Below are 19,862 nucleotides of genomic sequence, written 5' to 3' on the forward strand. Positions count from 1 at the left end.
AGATCAGGTTAAATTCGCTCGACAATTGCATGGGCTACGTCCAGGGTGGTGTAACCAGCAGCTGGGTAAATATCCGGTGTGCCCACGCCGGCCGCCACAGCTTCCGCCACCGCCTTTTCAATGCGCCTTGCCGCCTCATCCTGTGCCAATGAATAACGCAACATCAGCGCGGCACTGAGGATCTGTGCGATTGGATTGGCAATGCCTTTACCTGCGATATCGGGGGCAGATCCGCCTGCCGGTTCATACAGACCAAAACCCGATTGATTCAGGCTCGCTGACGGTAGCAACCCCATAGAGCCCGTGATCATGGCGCATTCATCCGACAAGATGTCACCAAACAAGTTGTCACACAGCAGCACATCAAACTGTCCGGGCTGTTTTACCAGCTGCATTGCAGCGTTATCAATATAGATGTGCTCCAGTTCCACATCCGGATAATCTTTGCTTACCTCACACACGACTTCGCGCCATAACACGCTCGACGCCAGGACATTGGCTTTATCAACAGAGGTAACCCGATTACTGCGCAGTCTGGCAGCTTCAAACGCAAAACGGGCAATGCGTTCAATTTCATAGCGACTGTAACGCTGAGTATCAAAAGCGGCTTCATCAGGCCCCGTCCCTTCGCGACCCTTCTCACCAAAATAGATACCGCCGGTTAGCTCGCGAACACACAAAATATCAAAGCCCTGCTGACTAATGTCAGCACGTAACGGAGAAGCTGCACTCAGTGCCGGTAATAACTGAGCCGGACGCAGATTACAAAACAGCCCGAAGTGTTTTCTCAGCGGTAACAAAGAAGCGCGCTCAGGCTGCTCCTGAGGCGGTAAATGTTCCCACTTAGGCCCGCCGACTGAACCAAACAAAATCGCATCTGATGCTTCACACGCAGCCAGTGTTGCTGGGGGCAACGCGACGCCATATTCATCAATGGCTGCACCACCGATAGCATGGTGTTGACGCTGTAAGCCAATACCGAATACCTCACTGACTTTATCGAGCACCAGCTCAGCGGCAGCCATGACCTCAGGTCCAATGCCATCACCGGCTAATACGGCTATCTGATAATTTGATTGACTCATCCTGCTTTCCTTTGTTGTTTCAAACTCGAGACCTTGGCGGCTCTGTGAATTAAGTTATAAACGTGGATCATGGCGTGTACTGAGGCTTCTACAACATCCGCAGCCAACCCGGTACCGTGATACTGACGACCATCATATTTGGCTATCATATCGACCTGTCCTAATGAGCTTGCCCCCTGGCCGGTGGCATCCAGGTTATACTCAACAATATCAACAGCTTTACCGGTGATCCTCTCAAGCGCCAGAAATGCAGCCTCTACCGGGCCATTACCCGTGGCTGCTTCCTGTTTTAGTTGCTCGCCCATTGCAATCCCAACGGTTGCACTAGCAATAGACTGAGAATTCGACGACGCATTCACAAACTGCAGCTGGTAAAAACTGTCTTTGTCAGTAATTTGATTAAAGTGGATCATTGCTTCAAGGTCATAGTCATATACTGTGCCCTTCTGATCAGCCAATGCCAAAAAGCTCTCATAGAGTGAGTCCATGTCGTAATCAGATTTTTGATAGCCCAGCTCGCTCAGACGATGCTCAATAACATGGCGACCGGAGCGTGAAGTCATATTCAACTGGTTATTTGGCACGCCAACGGTTTCCGGAGACATAATTTCATAGGTATTTTGCGCCTTTAATACCCCGTCCTGGTGGATGCCAGAGCTGTGAGCAAAGGCGTTTTCTCCCACGATGGCTTTATTTGGCTGCACCGGCATATTGCAGATCTTGGCGACCTGACGTGATGCCCGATATATTTCTTCGCTGCGAATATCACACCCTACTTGTAAATGATCTTCTCGCATTTTCAGGATCATGGCTGCTTCTTCCAGTGAACAGTTACCTGCACGCTCACCAATACCATTGATAGTACATTCGATTTGTCTTGCACCAGCCTGCACTGCTGCGATGGAGTTTGCGACAGCCAATCCTAAATCGTTATGACAATGCACACTAAGACGCGCTTTATCGATATTTGGAACATTGTTGCGGATATGGTGGATCATTGCTGCATATTCATCAGGTGTTACATAGCCCACTGTATCAGGCAGATTTATAGTGCTGGCGCCTGCATCGATGGCCCGCTCAACAACGCGACACAAATCATCAAACGGAGTGCGGCTTGCATCTTCACAAGAGAACTCAACATCATCGGTGTAGTTACGCGCCAGCTTAATCGATTTAACCGCCATCTCCGTTGCATCATCCAGGGACATTCTGAGTTTATGTTCCAGGTGCAATGGACTTGTGGCAATAAAAGTATGAATACGGCTTTTCTCAGCCGGTCTCAGTGCCTCACCACAGGCCTCAATGTCTTTACTCACAGCACGTGCCAAGCCGCAAATGCTTGGTCCGCTTATTTCCTTGGCAATGCGCTGTACCGCACGAAAGTCCGCCGGACTTGAAACCGGGAAACCAACTTCCATCACATCAACATTTAAACGACTAATGGTATGCGCGAGTAGAATTTTATCCTCTTCGGTCAGACTGGCTTTAAGTGCCTGCTCTCCGTCTCTTAATGTTGTATCGAATATCCAAACCTTGTCTTGCATACCTGATGTCCTCGTTTAAGCATAAAAAAACCCCGCACAATGTGCGGGGTTTATCGTATTGCTGCCCTTACGCGCAACTACGCCCCGCTCTTACAGCTAAGCAGTAAGAGGTTAAGCAATAGTGACAACGTAATAATTTGCATATGGGCATTGGTCCTGTTGATGAATTGCCTATGTTTTAACATGGTCAAAAACTTCAGATCAAGCATATTTATTTCACAAAAGTCGATTTATAGCACAACATAAAGAAACTTTAATTCCCATTAAATAACAATAAAGGCACTTTAATACCCAAAGTCTAAGGTCATTAGAAATTGAACGCATGAGAGTCTGAAACTAGGGTGATTTAAATTTATTGAAAATAGGGGCAATTATTTTGTTAATCTCCGTAAAAGCACTGAGTTTGCAGTGCCTGCGGCTTGTTCGAACAGCAACTCATGCTACATCCGACTCCGCTCTTGCTTTGTCGTTGTTCTGAGGTTGAACCAGGCCCGACTCGTAAGTGTGTTTGGTAAGGAGCCAATGTCATGCACTTGATGTGGCCTTTTGGTAGATCCCGCATCCAGTGCGCGGTGACGGTAGTGTAGACCTGTTTGAATGGAGAAATGTCGGCGTTATCAACTAAAAAATCTTTGAGCTAAAACGCACATAGCAAAAAAGCCTAATACCATTTTGACTAATTAACTGGTCAGATTTATCCAGTCCCTAAAGCACAATGATTTCACCCTGTCAGCACATGAGATAAACGCATTCCATGCTTCGCTGACCTGATCCAGAATGCCATCGTAGTTTGCAAAGGTTCTGTTTGATAACTTATGTTGTCTGAGCCAACTCCACACTTGTTCTATGGGGTTTAACTCTGGAGAATAAGGTGGCAGCCTAATGATCACTACATTCTCCAGGCCTTTTACCAAACCATCTTTGAAGTGCCAGGCTGCGCGATCCATGACGACCACAGCCATTCTTCCTGGTTGAGTCCTTTGTGATATTTGCTCCAGGTGAGAATACATGACTTCTTTATTCACTATAGGTGAGATGAGTGCTTCTGTTTCACCAGTTGTTGGACACACTGCACCAAATAGATAGGCATATTCGAATTGTTGCTGCTTTACAACTCTTGGACGTGAGCTTTTTTCAGCCCAAACTTTTGTTGTTGAAGTTTGCTGACCAAATCGTGCTTCGTCCTGAAACCACACATCAATGCGTTCAGGAAGCAGGTGTCCCGGGGTGTGAAGGATCGTTTCCAGCTCGAAGTTTTTTAAAAGCTTCTTGGTGAGCCTGGTTTCCTTTAGGGTGTATTGACCGGCTGCTGATCCATGAGAAGTTTTGTCTTTTCAACAATCTGTGAACGGCTGATAACTCGTATTCTATGTGAAAAGACTCAGATATATACTGCTGAATATCTTCTAGTGTTAGCCGACCACCTTCCGTGCGGTCTATAGAGTCGAGTACATATGCTTTAAGCTGCTTCAGTTGTGCACCACCCAGTTTGCAAGGACGGCCCGAGCGAGGCAGGTCTTCCAGGCCCTCTAATCCATAATCGAGATAGTCTTTGACCCATTTGTTCACGCTAGTACGACTGACCTTCAGGTATTCAGCAATCTGATAGCGAGATTTACCTTCAAAGAAATGAGCCAGTGCGAGTATACGCACTTTCTTTCTTGGGTCTTTAGTCTGTTTGGAGAGCTTAATAAATTCAGAGGGCTGCAAAATCACTATCACAATGATGAAAATTGGATTTTGATATTAGATCATAAATTTAATCAAATTGGTATTAAGTGCAAAGTACAATGACAGCGAGCAACGTGAGTGCATTTACTTTGCGCAAGGTGAAATAAGCCATTTTAGAGAACGCAGACCTATTCCACCATCCAACCCAGCTTCATGGATGAATAGGCGATGCTATTCTATCTACAGCTTCAGCTCATCAGCACTTTCTTAATCACACATAGCAAAAAACCCGCTGCATTGCTGCAACGGGTTTGACGTACATGGAAGTACTAATGTCGATGATATTCATGGATGAATGTCTTTCATCGACCTACTTATAAGGCCCTGGCGATGTCCTACTTTCACATGGACGAAATGAGACCGAAGCAACGCTTCGCAGCTCATTGAGATGAGCGCAAGGACCCACATGGATGTGGGGAAGTAGAATAATGCAGGAGCAATTATCGAGATGCGCGATGGGACCCAGCTTCATGGATGAATAGGCGATGCTATTCTATCTACAGCTACAGCTCATCAGCACTTTCTTAATCACACATAGCAAAAAACCCGCTGCATTGCTGCAACGGGTTTCTTTTATTAGGAGCTTGGCAATGTCCTACTTTCACATGGGAAACCCCACACTATCATCGGCGCTATTTCGTTTCACTACTGAGTTCGGCATGGAGTCAGGTGGTTCCAAAACGCTATGGTTACCAAGCAAATTCTTTCGTGCAAATGGTTAATGACATCGCGCTGTGTGCGAGCATTTCATTTGCGCAAGGTGAACTGATTTCTCATTAGAGCTCATCTATTCACAGTGCTTAAATTCGGAAAGCGTATTAAATTCTTTCGTCTACTTTATTTCTTAACTTCTAACAAACAAAACCACTTTGGCGTTGTATGGTTAAGCCTCACGGGTAATTAGTACGAGTTAGCTCAATGGCTCACACCACTTCCACATCTCGCCTATCAACGTTGTAGTCTTCAACGGCCCTTTAGTTAACTCTAAGTTAAAGTGAGAACTCATCTCGAGGCTCGCTTCCCGCTTAGATGCTTTCAGCGGTTATCGATTCCGAACGTAGCTACCGGGCAATGCCATTGGCATGACAACCCGAACACCAGCGGTTCGTCCACTCCGGTCCTCTCGTACTAGGAGCAGCCCCTCTCAATTCTCAAACGCCCACGGCAGATAGGGACCGAACTGTCTCACGACGTTCTAAACCCAGCTCGCGTACCACTTTAAATGGCGAACAGCCATACCCTTGGGACCGACTTCAGCCCCAGGATGTGATGAGCCGACATCGAGGTGCCAAACACCGCCGTCGATATGAACTCTTGGGCGGTATCAGCCTGTTATCCCCGGAGTACCTTTTATCCGTTGAGCGATGGCCCTTCCATTCAGAACCACCGGATCACTATGACCTACTTTCGTACCTGCTCGACGTGTCTGTCTCGCAGTTAAGCTGGCTTCTACCATTACACTAACCGTACGATGTCCGACCGTACTTAGCCAACCTTCGTGCTCCTCCGTTACTCTTTGGGAGGAGACCGCCCCAGTCAAACTACCCACCAGGCACTGTCCTCAACCCCGATTAGGGGCCTAAGTTAGAACATCAACACTACAAGGGTGGTATTTCAAGGTCGGCTCCACGTGCACTAGCGTGCGCGCTTCAAAGCCTCCCACCTATCCTACACATGTAGGGTCAATGTTCAGTGCCAAGCTGTAGTAAAGGTTCACGGGGTCTTTCCGTCTAGCCGCGGGTACACAGCATCTTCACTGCGATTTCAATTTCACTGAGTCTCGGGTGGAGACAGCGTGGCCATGGTTACACCATTCGTGCAGGTCGGAACTTACCCGACAAGGAATTTCGCTACCTTAGGACCGTTATAGTTACGGCCGCCGTTTACCGGGGCTTCGATCAAGAGCTTCGCCTAAGCTAACCCCATCAATTAACCTTCCGGCACCGGGCAGGTGTCACACCGTATACGTCATCTTACGATTTTGCACAGTGCTGTGTTTTTAATAAACAGTCCCAGCCACCTGGTCACTGCGGCTCTCGTCTGCTTACGGAGCAAGTCCTTCACAAACAAGAGCGTACCTTCTCCCGAAGTTACGGTACAATTTTGCCTAGTTCCTTCACCCGAGTTCTCTCAAGCGCCTTAGTATTCTCTACCTGACCACCTGTGTCGGTTTAGGGTACGATTCGATATAAACTGAAGCTTAGAGGCTTTTCCTGGAAGTAGGGCATCAACAACTTCACCACCGTAGTGGCTCGTCTCGACTCTCAGCCTTAGCGACCCGGATTTTCCTAAGTCACCAGCCTACAGCCTTTCACATGGACAACCAACGCCATGCTTGCCTAGCCTGCTCCGTCCCCCCATCGCATTTATACCAAGTACGGGAATATTAACCCGTTTCCCATCGACTACGCTCTTCAGCCTCGCCTTAGGGGTCGACTCACCCTACCCTGATTAACATGGGATAGGAACCCTTGGTCTTCCGGCGTGCGGGTTTTTCACCCGCATTATCGTTACTCATGTCAGCATTCGCACTTCTGATATGTCCAGCATGCCTCCCGGCACACCTTCAGCCACTTACAGAACGCTCCCCTACCCCGCGAACTAAGTTCGCAGCCGTAGCTTCGGTGGTATGTTTAGCCCCGTTACATCTTCCGCGCAGGCCGACTCGACTAGTGAGCTATTACGCTTTCTTTAAAGGATGGCTGCTTCTAAGCCAACCTCCTAGCTGTTTTAGCCTTCCCACATCGTTTCCCACTTAACATACACTTTGGGACCTTAGCTGACGGTCTGGGTTGTTTCCCTCTCCACGATGGACGTTAGCACCCACCGTGTGTCTCCCGGATAGTACTTTACGGTATTCGGAGTTTGCAAAGGGTTGGTAAGTCGGGATGACCCCCTAGCCTTAACAGTGCTCTACCCCCGTAAGTATTCGTCCGAGGCTCTACCTAAATAGATTTCGGGGAGAACCAGCTATCTCCCGGTTTGATTAGCCTTTCACTCCTAGCCACAGGTCATCCCCTAACTTTTCAACGTTAGTGGGTTCGGTCCTCCAGTCAGTGTTACCTGACCTTCAACCTGCCCATGGCTAGATCACCGGGTTTCGGGTCTATACCCTGCAACTTAAGCGCCCAGTTAAGACTCGCTTTCGCTACGGCTCCCCTAAATGGTTAACCTTGCTACAGAATATAAGTCGCTGACCCATTATACAAAAGGTACGCAGTCACATAACAAGTATGCTCCTACTGCTTGTACGTACACGGTTTCAGGTTCTATTTCACTCCCCTCACAGGGGTTCTTTTCGCCTTTCCCTCACGGTACTGGTTCACTATCGGTCAGTTGGGAGTATTTAGCCTTGGAGGATGGTCCCCCCATATTCAGTCAAAGTTTCACGTGCTCCGACCTACTCGATTTCACTTTAAATAAGTTGTCGTGTACGGGACTGTCACCCTGTATCGTCATACTTTCCAGAATGTTCCACTAACTACATTAAAGCTTAAGGGCTAATCCGATTTCGCTCGCCGCTACTTTCGGAATCTCGGTTGATTTCTTTTCCTACGGGTACTTAGATGTTTCAGTTCTCCGCGTTCGCCTCGTTAACCTATGTATTCAGTTAACGATGACCCAAAGGGCCGGGTTTCCCCATTCGGAAATCCTAGTCTCAAGCGCCTCTTACTGGCTTGACTAGGCTTATCGCAAGTTAGTACGTCCTTCATCGCCTCCAACTGCCAAGGCATCCACCGTGTACGCTTAGTCACTTAACCATACAACCCGAAGTGGTTTATTACTTTGAGGTGTATGTGTCAAAGACAGTTTTAACTTCGCCAGAAGTTAAGTAATACTAAAGTAGACGCTAATTAATCAAAGAATGATTAATCGGCATTTTTCTTTCGAAAACTCTATAGAACAACAATTTTCATTGTCATTCCGAGAATTTAATATCAGCTTTCCAAATTTTTAAAGAGCAATATTACTCAGTAAGCAAGCTTACCAAGCAACAATCATCTGTGTGGACACTTCGAACAAATCAGTTCTAAGTCGATAAGGAGGTGATCCAGCCCCAGGTTCCCCTAGGGCTACCTTGTTACGACTTCACCCCAGTCATGAATCACTCCGTGGTGAACGCCCTCCCGAAGGTTAAGCTATCCACTTCTGGAGCAACCCACTCCCATGGTGTGACGGGCGGTGTGTACAAGGCCCGGGAACGTATTCACCGCGGCATTCTGATCCGCGATTACTAGCGATTCCGACTTCATGGAGTCGAGTTGCAGACTCCAATCCGGACTACGACATACTTTAAGTGATTCGCTTACTATCGCTAGTTCGCAGCACTCTGTATATGCCATTGTAGCACGTGTGTAGCCCTACACGTAAGGGCCATGATGACTTGACGTCGTCCCCACCTTCCTCCGGTTTATCACCGGCAGTCTCCTTAGAGTTCCCGACCGAATCGCTGGCAACTAAGGATAAGGGTTGCGCTCGTTGCGGGACTTAACCCAACATCTCACAACACGAGCTGACGACAGCCATGCAGCACCTGTATCAGAGTTCCCGAAGGCACCAAACCATCTCTGGTAAGTTCTCTGTATGTCAAGTGTAGGTAAGGTTCTTCGCGTTGCATCGAATTAAACCACATGCTCCACCGCTTGTGCGGGCCCCCGTCAATTCATTTGAGTTTTAACCTTGCGGCCGTACTCCCCAGGCGGTCTACTTAATGCGTTAGCTTTGGAAAAGTTGTCCGAAGACCCCAGCTCCTAGTAGACATCGTTTACGGCGTGGACTACCAGGGTATCTAATCCTGTTTGCTCCCCACGCTTTCGTACATGAGCGTCAGTGTTGACCCAGGTGGCTGCCTTCGCCATCGGTATTCCTTCAGATCTCTACGCATTTCACCGCTACACCTGAAATTCTACCACCCTCTATCACACTCTAGTTGACCAGTTCGAAATGCAGTTCCCAGGTTAAGCCCGGGGCTTTCACATCTCGCTTAATCAACCGCCTGCGTACGCTTTACGCCCAGTAATTCCGATTAACGCTCGCACCCTCCGTATTACCGCGGCTGCTGGCACGGAGTTAGCCGGTGCTTCTTCTGTCAGTAACGTCACAGCTAGCAGGTATTAACTACTAACCTTTCCTCCTGACTGAAAGTGCTTTACAACCCGAAGGCCTTCTTCACACACGCGGCATGGCTGCATCAGGCTTGCGCCCATTGTGCAATATTCCCCACTGCTGCCTCCCGTAGGAGTCTGGACCGTGTCTCAGTTCCAGTGTGGCTGATCATCCTCTCAAACCAGCTAGGGATCGTCGCCTTGGTGAGCCGTTACCTCACCAACTAGCTAATCCCACTTGGGCCAATCTAAAGGCGAGAGCCGAAGCCCCCTTTGGTCCGTAGACATTATGCGGTATTAGCCATCGTTTCCAATGGTTGTCCCCCACCTAAAGGCATGTTCCCAAGCATTACTCACCCGTCCGCCGCTCGTCATCTTCTAGCAAGCTAGAAATGTTACCGCTCGACTTGCATGTGTTAGGCCTGCCGCCAGCGTTCAATCTGAGCCATGATCAAACTCTTCAATTAAAAGTTTTTTGAAACCAAAGTTTCGTGCTCATTGAATTCTGATTTTGATACCTTTCGGTATCGAATTGACTGTGCTGAATAAACTATGTTTATTCCGTTGGTCACTCAGCTCAATTGAGACTCTAAATTTGTTTGCGTCATCTAGCGAACTAGAATCTGCTGTTAGAACTCAATCTGTACGAGTGCCCACACAGATGATTGCTTCATATTTTTAAAGAACATAATCCGGTTACCCGGTGTAACTAACCTTAGTTAGTTACCGCAGCCTTGCTGCGAAGTGGAGCGCCATATTAACCGCTTCACTTTTAAAGTCAACTAGAAAATTTAATTTTTCTTAATTAAGCTTTCCGTTTGGCTTTCCCTTCACTTGGCTTGTTGCTTTTCAGCGTTGTGCCCCGTGTCGGTGGATGCGCATTATAGGGAAATCGAAACCCAGCGCAACCCCTTTTTTGAAGAAAAGTGAGAAAAACGGTGCGTTCGGACAAAAACACAACGAAAAGCTCATTTATTCACCTTTACTTCTAGAGTTTTCCTCAATTTCTGTACAAAACACATCTTTTTATACAGAATTCCCGCAGGATTTATGTAATTAAAATAGGAAAATCATGAAAAAGTTCAGTTTAGCTGTATTAGCTGCACTCTCTACAACCGCTTTTGCATCAGAAGAAGCCAACAATCCATTATCCTTTTCTGCAACCGTTGGGTATACCACAGGTGGGGACACATTAGGCACATTAATCTATGAAGACGACAGTGACAACAGTGTGAAGGCTGGAACTGGCGTCATTCTGGGTGGTGGACTTAACTACGCACTTAACGAAGACTTTGATATTCGCCTGAATGCAGCAGTGCACATGGACTCTGCCGATGCAGAAAACGGCGATCTTACATTTAGCCGCTTCACCTGGGAAGCCATCCCTTATTACAAAGTAAGCGAGCAGGTGAAACTTGGTCTTGGTGCTGGGCTGGATACGTCTGTTGAGCTGGACAATGATTTTGGCAATGATATCGAGTTCGATAGTGCAGGTAAATTCATTGTGTCAGGCATGTACACATTCGAAGACTGGAATGCCAGCCTCGAGTTAAGATACAGCATGGTCGAGTATGAAGTATCAAAGATCGGCAGTTATTCTGTAAATGATGAACTGGCAAGTGCAAATAAAGTAGATGCGGATCACTTTGGTATTTTATTGCACTGGAACTTCTAAGACGGTGCTATCGCAACGGTGATAATCTTTTCACCAAACGTAGAAAAGCCGGGCAATGCCCGGCTTTTCTGTGTCTTAACTAGTAAGACTTACTCTGCAGACTGCGCGTCTTCTTGAACTTCTTCAGTCGCAACTGGGCGATCTAGTAGTTCAATGTAAGCCATTGGCGCGTTGTCACCTGCACGGAAGCCACACTTCAGAATACGAGTGTAACCACCTGGACGATCCGCAAAACGAGGACCGATCTCAGAGAACAATTTACCAACTACTTCTTTATCACGCGTGCGAGCAAACGCTAAACGACGGTTTGCTACGCTGTCAGTCTTAGCCAGTGTGATTAAAGGCTCAATTACACGGCGCAACTCTTTCGCTTTAGGCAAAGTTGTTTTGATGATTTCGTGCTTCACCAAAGAACCAGCCATGTTGCTGAACATCGCTTTGCGATGGCTGCTGTTACGGTTTAATTGACGACCACTCTTACGATGGCGCATGACCCTATCCTTCTAACTAAACTAATATAGTAACTTAGATTACTCAGCCAGACTTGCAGGTGGCCAGTTTTCCAGGCGCATGCCCAGAGAAAGACCACGTGAAGCTAGCACGTCTTTAATTTCAGTCAGAGACTTCTTACCAAGGTTTGGTGTTTTCAGAAGCTCAACTTCAGTACGCTGTACTAAGTCACCGATATATTGAATTTGCTCGGCTTTCAGACAGTTCGCAGAACGTACAGTTAGCTCTAAGTCATCGACTGGACGAAGCAGAATAGGATCGAACTCTGGCTTCTCTTCTTTTTCTTCCGGCTCAGAAACATCACGTAAGTCTACGAATGCTTCCAGTTGCTCAGCAAGAATAGTAGATGCACGACGGATCGCTTCTTCAGGATCCAAAGTGCCGTTCGTTTCCATATCGATGATTAGTTTGTCTAAGTCTGTGCGTTGCTCTACACGAGCTGACTCAACCGAGTACGCAATACGCTCAACCGGGCTGAATGATGCATCAAGCAGCAAACGGCCGATTGGACGCTCATCGTCATCAGAGGATAAACGACTAGACGCCGGTACATAACCGCGACCACGCTCAACGCGAATGCGCATGCTGATCTCACTATTGTCAGCCGTAAGGTGACAGATCACATGCTCAGGGTTGGCAATAGTCACGTCTCCGTCGTGCTGGATATCAGCCGCAGTCACAGGGCCTACACCAGACTTAGTCAGGGTAAGGAAAACTTCATCTTTACCTTCTAGAGATACTGCCAGACCTTTCAGGTTCAACAGAATTTCAATGATGTCTTCTTGTACGCCTTCTTTCGCGCTGTACTCGTGCAACACACCGTCAATTTCAACTTCTGTCACAGCACAACCAGGCATAGATGAAAGAAGTATACGACGTAGAGCATTGCCTAGTGTGTGGCCGAAACCACGCTCTAGAGGCTCTAAAACTACTTTAGAACGCGTTGAGCTTACAGCGTCGATATCGACTAATCTTGGTTTTAGGAATTCGGTTACAGAACCCTGCATTTTATCCTCTCTTAACTCTTAACTTTACTTCGAGTAAAGTTCGACGATTAGTTGTTCGTTAATGTCCGCAGACAGATCAGAACGCTCTGGTAGGCGCTTGAAAGTACCTTCCATTTTTGAACCGTCAACTTCAATCCAAGTTGGCTTTTCGCGTTGCTCAGCCAACTCTAGAGCAGCGATGATACGCGCTTGCTTTTTAGACTTCTCGCGAATTACTACCACGTCTTCTGGAGTAACTACGAAAGAAGGGATATTAACAACACGACCATTAACCATAATCGCTTTGTGGCTTACTAGCTGACGCGCTTCAGCACGTGTGCTTGCAAAACCCATGCGATATACAACATTGTCCAGACGTTGCTCTAGAAGCTGAAGCAGGTTTTCACCTGTGTTGCCTTTAAGGCGAGCAGCTTCTTTGTAGTAGTTACGGAATTGCTTTTCAAGTACACCGTAGATACGACGAACTTTTTGCTTTTCACGTAGCTGTAGACCGTAATCAGATAGACGACCTTTACGTGCGCCGTGCTGACCAGGTGCTGTTTCTAGTTTACACTTAGAGTCAATAGCTCTTACGCCGCTTTTAAGGAACAGGTCAGTACCTTCACGACGACTCAGCTTGAGCTTAGGGCCCAAATATCTTGCCATGTTCTTTCTCCTAACCTATTAATTATACGCGACGTTTCTTCGGTGGACGACAACCATTATGTGGGATTGGCGTCACGTCAGTGATGTTTGTGATACGGAAACCAGCAGCATTCAATGCACGAACAGCAGACTCACGGCCTGGACCTGGACCTTTGATGAATACTTCTAGGTTCTTAAGACCGTACTCTTGAGCAGCAGTACCTGCACGCTCCGCAGCAACCTGTGCAGCGAATGGAGTAGACTTACGAGAACCACGGAAACCTGAACCACCTGCAGTCGCCCAAGAAAGAGCATTGCCTTGACGGTCAGTGATGGTCACAATAGTGTTGTTGAAAGATGCATGAACGTGAGCCATGCCGTCAACAACCTGCTTTTTGACCTTTTTACGACGAATTGGTGCTTTTGCCATAACTTACCCCACCTTATTTCTTGATAGGCTTGCGAGGACCCTTACGAGTACGCGCGTTAGTCTTAGTACGCTGACCACGTAGTGGAAGCGAACGACGGTGACGTAAGCCACGGAAACAACCAAGGTCCATAAGACGCTTGATGTTTAGTGTAACTTCACGACGAAGATCACCTTCAACAGTGTACTTGCCAACTTCTTCACGAAGGATGTCAAGAGTTTCGTCGTTTAAATCGCCGATTTTAGTAGTTTCAGCGATACCAGTCGCAGCTAAGATAGCCTTAGCGCGAGTTTTACCTACACCATAGATGCTTGTTAAACCGATAACAGCATGCTTATGATCAGGAACGTTAATGCCTGCGATACGGGCCACTAACATATCTCCTATAAATAAACCTGATTATCATCTTGCTGGAAAGCCCGTATAGGATACCCAACCGACATTCAGGTTTTACCAATGAAACAGGCTAAGTAAACTACTTAGCCTGCACGACTAGATTTCTTAGCCTTGCCTTTGCTTGTGCTTAGGCTCACTGCAGATCACGCGTACCACACCGGCACGTTTGATAACTTTACAGTTACGGCAGATTTTCTTAACGGAAGCACGTACTTTCATTACTCAACTCCGTAAACAGACCTTAGCGGCCGTAGCCTTTAAGGTTCGCTTTTTTCAGCACAGAATCATACTGATGAGACATCAGATGGGTCTGTACTTGTGCCATAAAGTCCATGATAACCACAACGATAATCAAGATTGATGTACCGCCGAAGTAGAACGGCGTTTGCCACGCCATGGTCATAAACTCGGGCACCAGACAGATAAAGGTAATATACAACGCACCGGCCAAAGTCAGGCGTGTCATTACTTTATCAATGTATTTAGATGTCTGCTCACCTGGGCGAATGCCTGGAATAAATGCGCCAGATTTCTTCAGGTTGTCTGCTGTCTCACGCGGGTTAAATACCAACGCAGTGTAGAAGAAGCAGAAGAAGATAATCGCTGCTGCAAGTACCATCGCATACAGAGGCTGACCAGGAGTCAACACTGCAGAGACGGCTTGTAAGAAGTCAGCAACCGGACCTTCACCTTGACCGAACCAGCTTGCAATTGTACCAGGGAACAAAATGATGCTGCTAGCAAAGATTGGTGGAATAACACCCGCCATATTTACTTTCAATGGTAAATGCGTGCTCTGCGCTGCGAAAACCTGACGGCCTTGCTGACGTTTTGCGTAGTTAACAACGATGCGACGTTGACCACGCTCAAAGAACACTACCAAATAAGTTACAGCGAATACGATTACCGCAATCACAACCAAAGCTAATACGTTCAGATCACCTTGACGCGCCATTTCTGCTGTCGAACCGATTGCAGACGGCAGGTTAGCTACAATACCAACAAAAATCAGAACAGAGATACCGTTACCAATACCGCGCTCTGTGATTTGTTCGCCCAGCCACATCAGGAACATAGTACCGGTTACTAAACTCACCACAGCGGTGAAGTAGAAACCGAAACCAGGATTTACTACTAACCCATCCATCATGTTGGGGAGGTTAGTGGCAATACCGATAGACTGGAATGTAGCAAGCACAAGCGTACCATAACGCGTGTACTGACTGATCTTCTTACGACCTTGCTCACCTTCTTTCTTAAGCTCTATCATCGCAGGATGTATGTGCGTTAATAGCTGCATAATAATTGAAGCTGAGATATAGGGCATAATACCCAGCGCGAGTACCGAGGCACGCTCAAGCGCACCACCGCTGAACATGTTGAACATTTCAACAATGGTGCCCTTTTGTTGCTCGAAGAATTCGGCAAGTACGGCGGCATCAATCCCAGGGATCGGCACGAACGAACCTAAACGGTAAATAATGATAGCACCCAATACAAACAGTAGTCGGCGCTTCAGTTCCGCTAGCCCACTCTGTGCGCTTTGCATATCTTGACCTGGTTTAGCCATAGTGTACTTCCTTAGTCTTCTACCTTGCCTCCGGCAGCTTCGATAGCTTCGCGAGCACCTTTAGACACTTTAATGCCTTTAACGGTAACTGCGCGTGAAACTTCGCCAGATTTAACAACTTTTACGAACTGGATGTTCTTTTTAACGATACCAGCTGCTTGTAACGCGTTTACGTCTACCACATCGCCTTCAACTTTAGCGATTTCGTATAGGTTAACTTCAGCAGATACTAGAGATTTGCGAGAAGTGAAACCGAACTTAGGCAGACGACGTTGCATAGGCATTTGACCGCCTTCGAAACCAACGCGTACTTTACCGCCTGAGCGTGATTTTTGACCTTTGTGACCACGACCACCAGTCTTACCAAGACCAGAACCGATACCACGGCCAACACGCTTACCAGCTGTCTTTGCACCAGCAGCAGGTGAAAGTGTATTCAAATGCATCGAATTAACCCTCTACCTTAACCATGTAAGAAACTTGGTTGATCATACCGCGAACTGCTGGCGTATCTTCTAGCTCAACAGTGTGGTTGATACGACGTAAACCAAGGCCACGTAATGTAGCTTTATGCTTCGGTAAACGACCGATTGAGCTACGTACTTGAGTTACTTTTACTGTGTTTGCCATGGTGTCTTACCCCAAAATTTCGTCAACGCTAAGACCACGTTTAGCAGCAATGCTTTCTGGAGAATTCATGTTCTCTAGAGCAGCAACTGTTGCACGAACGATGTTGATCGGGTTAGTAGAACCGTATGCTTTTGAAAGTACGTTCTGTACACCAGCAACTTCTAGTACTGCACGCATCGCACCACCGGCGATGATACCTGTACCTTCTGATGCAGGCTGCATGTATACTTTAGAACCAGCATGGCGACCCTTGATAGGGTGCTGCAAAGTATGACCGTTAAGGTCTACTGAGATCATGTTACGGCGTGCTTTTTCCATTGCTTTTTGAATAGCAGCTGGAACTTCACGTGCTTTACCGTAACCGAAACCTACTTTACCTGCGCCGTCACCAACTACAGTCAGTGCTGTGAAGCTAAAGATACGACCACCTTTAACTACTTTAGACACACGGTTTACCGCGATTAGCTTTTCAGCCAATTCAGGCTGTTGTGCTTTTGCTTCTACGTTAGCCATTGTCTACTCCTAGAATTGCAGACCGGCTTCACGCGCTGCATCAGCAAGCGCCTTCACACGGCCGTGATATTTAAAGCCACTGCGATCAAAAGCGATTTTTTCAACGCCTTTGTCAGCTACGCGCTCAGCGATTGCTTTACCAACTGCTTGAGCCGCTTCGATGTTGCCTGTGCCTTTAACTGTTTCAGCAATTGCTTTTTCAACAGTAGAAGCAGCAGCCAGTACATTACCCTCAACGTTAATTACTTGAGCGTAAATGTGACGTGGCGTGCGGTGGATAACAAGGCGAGTTGTGCCCTGTTCGATAATATTTCTACGAGTGCGCTTAGCACGACGTAGACGAGCTGTTTTCTTATCCATCGTCTTACCTTACTTCTTCTTAGCCTCTTTACGACGCACGTATTCGTCAGCATAACGTACACCTTTACCTTTATAAGGCTCTGGTTCACGGTATGAACGAATGTTAGCAGCAGTTTGACCAACCAGCTGCTTGTCTGCGCCCTTAACAACAATTTCAGTTTGGCTTGGAGCTTCGATAGTGATTCCCTCAGGGATCTCGAAGTTCACAGGGTGAGAGAAGCCAAGAGTTAAGTCTAATACTTTACCCTTAACTGCCGCACGGTAACCAACACCTACTAGTTGTAGTTTCTTCTCAAAACCTTCGTTAGCACCGATGATCATGTTGTTGATCAACGCACGTGCAGTACCTGCTTGAGCCCAAGCATTAGCAACTTCACGTGGAGCTGTAGTGATAACGTTGTCGTTAAGTGAAACTTCAACCGCAGCATTGATAGTGCGCGTTAATTCACCGTTTTTGCCTTTAACTTTGATGTCCTGGCCGTTAACTGTAACTTCAACACCGGCAGGAACAGTAATAGGAGCCTTCGCTATACGAGACATAGTTCCCCTCCGATTAAGCTACAAAGCCAATGATTTCACCACCAACACCAGCGTTACGCGCAGCGCGGTCTGTCATCAGGCCTTTAGAAGTTGATACGATAGCGATACCTAGACCACCCATTACCTTAGGTAATTCGTCACGTTTCTTATAGATACGTAGACCAGGGCGGCTAACACGCTGGATGTTTTCGATAACAGCTTTGCCTTCGAAGTACTTAAGTTCGATAGTCAATTCTGCTTTAACGTCACCAGATACTGCGAAGTCACCGATGTAACCTTCGTCTTTTAGTACCTTAGCAATAGCTACTTTCAGCTTTGAAGTTGGCATAGTTACAGATACCTTCTTCGCAGTCTGACCGTTACGGATGCGTGTAAACAAATCCGCAATTGGATCTTGCAAGCTCATGTCTTACTCCCGTGATTCTATTACCAACTAGCCTTTTTAAGGCCAGGAATTTCACCGCGCATAGCAGCTTCGCGTACTTTAATACGGCTCATGCCGAACTTGCGAAGGTAACCATGTGGGCGGCCCGTGATGTTACAACGATTACGTTGACGTGAAGGGCTAGAATCGCGTGGTAAAGACTGTAGCTTTAACACTGCATCCCAACGCTCATCATCAGATGCGTTAACATCGCTGATGATAGCTTTTAACGCAGCACGCTTTTCAGCATACTGAGCAACTAATTTAGCACGTTTTACGTCACGTGCTTTCATTGAATTCTTTGCCATAACCCTACCCTTACTTTTTGAATGGGAAGTTGAACGCTTCTAACAACGCACGGCCTTCATCATCTGTTTTCGCAGAAGTAGTGATTGTGATGTCCATACCGCGAACACGGTCGACTTTATCATAATCGATTTCTGGGAAGATGATTTGCTCACGTACGCCCATAGAATAGTTACCGCGACCGTCAAAAGACTTTGCGCTAACGCCGCGGAAGTCACGAATACGTGGCATCGCGATAGAGACTAGACGCTCTAGGAAATCCCACATACGCTCGCCGCGTAGGGTTACTTTACAGCCAATTGGGTAACCTTCACGGATCTTAAAGCCAGCAACAGATTTGCGTGCTTTAGTAACCAGAGGCTTCTGACCAGAGATAGCTTCTAGGTCAGCTACTGCATTCTCTAGAATTTTCTTGTCAGCTAGGGCTTCGCCCACACCCATGTTTAGTGTGATCTTTTCGATCTGAGGGACTTGCATGACAGAGCTGTAACCGAACTTTTCAAAAAGTTCTTTTACTACTTTGTCTTTGTACACTTCATGCAGTTTCGCCATCGTCTACTCCAACTATTAGATAGTTTTACCAGTAGACTTGAAGAAACGGACTTTTTTACCGTCTTCAAATCTAAAACCTACACGATCAGCTTTGCCAGTTTCGGCATTGAAGATCGCGACATTAGATACGTCGATAGACGCTTCTTTCTCAACAATGCCGCCAGCTTGCTGTAGTTGTGGTACAGGCTTCTGGTGCTTTTTGATGATATTGATGCCTTCGACAAATACTCGACCAGTATCAGTTACAACTGAAAGCACTTTACCGCGCTTACCTTTGTCTTTACCGGCTAGTACGATTACTTCGTCATCACGACGGATTTTTGCTGCCATGATCGACTCCTTATAGTACTTCTGGTGCTAGTGAAACGATCTTCATGAACTTCTCAGTACGTAGTTCACGAGTCACAGGGCCGAAGATACGAGTTCCGATCGGCTGTAGGTTATCGTTAAGGATAACAGCAGCATTACTGTCGAAACGGATCAAAGAACCGTCTGGACGACGAACGCCTTTTTTGGTGCGCACAACTACTGCGTTTTTAACATCACCTTTCTTCACTTTACCGCGAGGAATCGCTTCTTTAACAGAAACTTTAATGATGTCGCCAACCGCTGCGTAGCGACGGTGCGAACCACCTAAGACTTTAATACACTGCACTTTGCGAGCGCCGCTGTTATCAGCAACGTCCAGCTGAGTTTGCATTTGGATCATCTTGATGAGCTCCGGTGTAATTACAACTCGCTTAGATTTTGTTTAAAACCTAAGCATTTAGATTAATTTCCACTCGAATTACGAACGTGTCGTGTTTCAAGGGCGGGCAATTGTAACAGCAAAGCAGCGCCAAAGATAGTTCAATTTTTAATT

The 19,862-nt window shown here is 46.9% G+C and carries 21 protein-coding genes and 3 rRNA genes; 1 reads left to right on the forward strand and 23 read right to left on the reverse strand.

The window, feature by feature from the left end; genetic code table 11:
* Positions 1-8: 8 nt before the first annotated feature.
* From leuB to ELR70_RS23510, 6 genes are all read right to left on the reverse strand, one after another.
* Positions 9-1,085 (reverse strand): 3-isopropylmalate dehydrogenase, encoded by a 1,077-nt coding sequence (gene leuB, locus ELR70_RS23485; RefSeq protein WP_054014970.1) that lies wholly within the window; start codon positions 1,083-1,085, stop codon positions 9-11.
* On the reverse strand, positions 1,082-2,629 hold the full coding sequence (gene leuA, locus ELR70_RS23490; RefSeq protein WP_054014971.1) for a 2-isopropylmalate synthase: 1,548 nt from the start codon (positions 2,627-2,629) through the stop codon (positions 1,082-1,084). The genes leuB and leuA overlap by 4 nt, the downstream gene beginning before the upstream one ends.
* 680 nt (positions 2,630-3,309) lie before the next feature.
* Positions 3,310-4,339 (reverse strand): IS630 family transposase gene (locus ELR70_RS23495; RefSeq protein WP_128064741.1). Its coding sequence is split into 2 segments (ribosomal slippage): positions 3,310-3,888 and positions 3,890-4,339, totalling 1,029 coding nucleotides; the frame shifts between segments, so codons are not numbered across the junction.
* Between the two features lie 603 nt (positions 4,340-4,942).
* Positions 4,943-5,057: ribosomal RNA gene (gene rrf, locus ELR70_RS23500) — 5S ribosomal RNA — on the reverse strand.
* 182 nt (positions 5,058-5,239) lie between these two features.
* Positions 5,240-8,121: ribosomal RNA gene (locus tag ELR70_RS23505) — 23S ribosomal RNA — on the reverse strand.
* 278 nt (positions 8,122-8,399) lie between these two features.
* Positions 8,400-9,932 (reverse strand): 16S ribosomal RNA (locus tag ELR70_RS23510).
* The 16S, 23S and 5S rRNA genes sit together here, the layout of an rRNA operon.
* Before the next feature lie 605 nt (positions 9,933-10,537).
* Between ELR70_RS23510 and ELR70_RS23515 the strand changes: the two genes are divergently transcribed.
* Complete coding sequence (locus ELR70_RS23515) at positions 10,538-11,140, forward strand: outer membrane beta-barrel protein (protein ID WP_054017611.1); 603 nt, start codon at positions 10,538-10,540, stop codon at positions 11,138-11,140.
* A gap of 89 nt (positions 11,141-11,229) precedes the next feature.
* Here ELR70_RS23515 and rplQ read toward each other — a convergent pair whose 3' ends face one another.
* The 17 genes from rplQ to rplN all read right to left on the reverse strand — a co-directional run bounded on the left by rplQ (position 11,230) and on the right by rplN (position 19,709).
* Positions 11,230-11,631, reverse strand: a complete 402-nt coding sequence (gene rplQ / locus ELR70_RS23520; protein ID WP_010386932.1) for a 50S ribosomal protein L17 — start codon at positions 11,629-11,631, stop codon at positions 11,230-11,232.
* Positions 11,632-11,670: 39 nt separating this feature from the next.
* Entirely contained in the window at positions 11,671-12,657 is a 987-nt protein-coding gene (gene rpoA / locus ELR70_RS23525) for a DNA-directed RNA polymerase subunit alpha (protein ID WP_010386933.1), read from the reverse strand.
* 24 nt (positions 12,658-12,681) lie between these two features.
* Positions 12,682-13,302 (reverse strand): 30S ribosomal protein S4, encoded by a 621-nt coding sequence (rpsD, locus tag ELR70_RS23530; RefSeq protein WP_046006900.1) that lies wholly within the window; start codon positions 13,300-13,302, stop codon positions 12,682-12,684.
* Between the two features lie 22 nt (positions 13,303-13,324).
* The gene (gene rpsK / locus ELR70_RS23535; RefSeq protein ID WP_010386935.1) at positions 13,325-13,711 is read right to left on the reverse strand and encodes a 30S ribosomal protein S11; all 387 of its coding nucleotides are present in this window, start codon (positions 13,709-13,711) and stop codon (positions 13,325-13,327) included.
* A gap of 13 nt (positions 13,712-13,724) precedes the next feature.
* Positions 13,725-14,081 carry a 30S ribosomal protein S13 gene (rpsM, locus tag ELR70_RS23540; RefSeq protein WP_010386936.1) on the reverse strand — a complete coding sequence of 119 codons (357 nt, stop codon included), beginning with the start codon at positions 14,079-14,081 and terminating at the stop codon, positions 13,725-13,727.
* A gap of 129 nt (positions 14,082-14,210) precedes the next feature.
* A complete protein-coding gene (rpmJ, locus tag ELR70_RS23545; protein WP_002959476.1) occupies positions 14,211-14,324 on the reverse strand; it encodes a 50S ribosomal protein L36 in 114 nt (37 codons plus the stop codon).
* A 22-nt stretch (positions 14,325-14,346) separates the two neighbouring features.
* On the reverse strand, positions 14,347-15,675 hold the full coding sequence (gene secY, locus ELR70_RS23550; protein ID WP_046006901.1) for a preprotein translocase subunit SecY: 1,329 nt from the start codon (positions 15,673-15,675) through the stop codon (positions 14,347-14,349).
* 11 nt (positions 15,676-15,686) lie between these two features.
* Entirely contained in the window at positions 15,687-16,121 is a 435-nt protein-coding gene (rplO, locus tag ELR70_RS23555; protein ID WP_054017612.1) for a 50S ribosomal protein L15, read from the reverse strand.
* A 4-nt stretch (positions 16,122-16,125) separates the two neighbouring features.
* Positions 16,126-16,305, reverse strand: coding sequence for a 50S ribosomal protein L30 (gene rpmD, locus ELR70_RS23560; protein ID WP_010378276.1), 180 nt, complete (start codon positions 16,303-16,305; stop codon positions 16,126-16,128).
* 6 nt (positions 16,306-16,311) lie between these two features.
* Positions 16,312-16,818 (reverse strand): 30S ribosomal protein S5, encoded by a 507-nt coding sequence (gene rpsE, locus ELR70_RS23565; protein WP_054017613.1) that lies wholly within the window; start codon positions 16,816-16,818, stop codon positions 16,312-16,314.
* Positions 16,819-16,827: 9 nt separating this feature from the next.
* Positions 16,828-17,178 (reverse strand): 50S ribosomal protein L18, encoded by a 351-nt coding sequence (gene rplR / locus ELR70_RS23570; RefSeq protein ID WP_054017614.1) that lies wholly within the window; start codon positions 17,176-17,178, stop codon positions 16,828-16,830.
* 9 nt (positions 17,179-17,187) lie between these two features.
* The gene (gene rplF / locus ELR70_RS23575) at positions 17,188-17,718 is read right to left on the reverse strand and encodes a 50S ribosomal protein L6 (RefSeq protein WP_046006905.1); all 531 of its coding nucleotides are present in this window, start codon (positions 17,716-17,718) and stop codon (positions 17,188-17,190) included.
* Positions 17,719-17,731: 13 nt separating this feature from the next.
* Positions 17,732-18,124, reverse strand: a complete 393-nt coding sequence (gene rpsH / locus ELR70_RS23580; protein WP_046006906.1) for a 30S ribosomal protein S8 — start codon at positions 18,122-18,124, stop codon at positions 17,732-17,734.
* Positions 18,125-18,144: 20 nt separating this feature from the next.
* Positions 18,145-18,450 (reverse strand): 30S ribosomal protein S14, encoded by a 306-nt coding sequence (gene rpsN / locus ELR70_RS23585; protein WP_010386944.1) that lies wholly within the window; start codon positions 18,448-18,450, stop codon positions 18,145-18,147.
* A 10-nt stretch (positions 18,451-18,460) separates the two neighbouring features.
* Positions 18,461-19,000 (reverse strand): 50S ribosomal protein L5, encoded by a 540-nt coding sequence (rplE, locus tag ELR70_RS23590; protein WP_010386945.1) that lies wholly within the window; start codon positions 18,998-19,000, stop codon positions 18,461-18,463.
* Between the two features lie 15 nt (positions 19,001-19,015).
* Positions 19,016-19,330 (reverse strand): 50S ribosomal protein L24, encoded by a 315-nt coding sequence (gene rplX / locus ELR70_RS23595; protein ID WP_054017615.1) that lies wholly within the window; start codon positions 19,328-19,330, stop codon positions 19,016-19,018.
* Positions 19,331-19,340: 10 nt separating this feature from the next.
* Complete coding sequence (gene rplN / locus ELR70_RS23600; protein ID WP_010378257.1) at positions 19,341-19,709, reverse strand: 50S ribosomal protein L14; 369 nt, start codon at positions 19,707-19,709, stop codon at positions 19,341-19,343.
* Positions 19,710-19,862: the final 153 nt, after the last annotated feature.

The sequence above is a fragment of the Pseudoalteromonas sp. R3 genome (assembly GCF_004014715.1).
In the GTDB taxonomy this organism is placed as follows: Bacteria; Pseudomonadota; Gammaproteobacteria; order Enterobacterales; family Alteromonadaceae; genus Pseudoalteromonas.

Coding starts and splice junctions, on each gene's coding strand:
- leuB (WP_054014970.1), bottom strand. CDS start 1,085: ATGAGTCAATCAAATTATCAGATAGCCGTATTAGCCGGTGATGGCATT.
- leuA (WP_054014971.1), bottom strand. CDS start 2,629: ATGCAAGACAAGGTTTGGATATTCGATACAACATTAAGAGACGGAGAG.
- ELR70_RS23515 (WP_054017611.1), top strand. CDS start 10,538: ATGAAAAAGTTCAGTTTAGCTGTATTAGCTGCACTCTCTACAACCGCT.
- rplQ (WP_010386932.1), bottom strand. CDS start 11,631: ATGCGCCATCGTAAGAGTGGTCGTCAATTAAACCGTAACAGCAGCCAT.
- rpoA (WP_010386933.1), bottom strand. CDS start 12,657: ATGCAGGGTTCTGTAACCGAATTCCTAAAACCAAGATTAGTCGATATC.
- rpsD (WP_046006900.1), bottom strand. CDS start 13,302: ATGGCAAGATATTTGGGCCCTAAGCTCAAGCTGAGTCGTCGTGAAGGT.
- rpsK (WP_010386935.1), bottom strand. CDS start 13,711: ATGGCAAAAGCACCAATTCGTCGTAAAAAGGTCAAAAAGCAGGTTGTT.
- rpmJ (WP_002959476.1), bottom strand. CDS start 14,324: ATGAAAGTACGTGCTTCCGTTAAGAAAATCTGCCGTAACTGTAAAGTT.
- secY (WP_046006901.1), bottom strand. CDS start 15,675: ATGGCTAAACCAGGTCAAGATATGCAAAGCGCACAGAGTGGGCTAGCG.
- rplO (WP_054017612.1), bottom strand. CDS start 16,121: ATGCATTTGAATACACTTTCACCTGCTGCTGGTGCAAAGACAGCTGGT.
- rpmD (WP_010378276.1), bottom strand. CDS start 16,305: ATGGCAAACACAGTAAAAGTAACTCAAGTACGTAGCTCAATCGGTCGT.
- rpsE (WP_054017613.1), bottom strand. CDS start 16,818: ATGGCTAACGTAGAAGCAAAAGCACAACAGCCTGAATTGGCTGAAAAG.
- rplR (WP_054017614.1), bottom strand. CDS start 17,178: ATGGATAAGAAAACAGCTCGTCTACGTCGTGCTAAGCGCACTCGTAGA.
- rplF (WP_046006905.1), bottom strand. CDS start 17,718: ATGTCTCGTATAGCGAAGGCTCCTATTACTGTTCCTGCCGGTGTTGAA.
- rpsH (WP_046006906.1), bottom strand. CDS start 18,124: ATGAGCTTGCAAGATCCAATTGCGGATTTGTTTACACGCATCCGTAAC.
- rpsN (WP_010386944.1), bottom strand. CDS start 18,450: ATGGCAAAGAATTCAATGAAAGCACGTGACGTAAAACGTGCTAAATTA.
- rplE (WP_010386945.1), bottom strand. CDS start 19,000: ATGGCGAAACTGCATGAAGTGTACAAAGACAAAGTAGTAAAAGAACTT.
- rplX (WP_054017615.1), bottom strand. CDS start 19,330: ATGGCAGCAAAAATCCGTCGTGATGACGAAGTAATCGTACTAGCCGGT.
- rplN (WP_010378257.1), bottom strand. CDS start 19,709: ATGATCCAAATGCAAACTCAGCTGGACGTTGCTGATAACAGCGGCGCT.